This window comes from Kitasatospora sp. SC0581 (assembly GCF_048159585.1).
Taxonomy (GTDB): Bacteria; Actinomycetota; Actinomycetes; order Streptomycetales; family Streptomycetaceae; genus Kitasatospora.
The window spans coordinates 1-331 of sequence record NZ_JBLRWA010000293.1 but is presented as its reverse complement, the minus strand read 5'-3'; the positions used below and the strand labels follow the sequence as shown (position 1 = coordinate 331).

Below are 331 nucleotides of genomic sequence, written 5' to 3'. Positions count from 1 at the left end.
ACCGCCGAATTCCTCGAAGCCCTGTACGCCAGGCTCCCCGCGGACTCGGTGTCCGTCGAACCGCTCGGTCGGACGAGCGAGGTGATGAACGCGCTCCGTCCCGCCGACACCCTCTTCACCGACACCATCGGCGACGTGACCGCCCAGCGGGCCGAGCAGCGGATCGGCACCGAGGTAGAGGTGCTGATCGAGTCGATCGAGGACGGTGTGGTCGAGGGCCGCTCCGCCCACCAGGCGCCGGAGACCGTCGGCCTGACCACCCGGGAGGGCGTCGAGGCCCCCGCGGTCGGCCAGTTCTGGCGGGCCAAGGTGGTCGCCAGCGAGGGCGCCG

1 pseudogene is annotated in these 331 nt (G+C 72.2%); it reads left to right on the top strand.

From position 1 onward, the window contains the following. Positions 1 to 84: 84 nt before the first annotated feature. Positions 85 to 331: pseudogene (locus tag ACLWS4_RS38145) on the top strand (hypothetical protein); the annotation flags it as partial.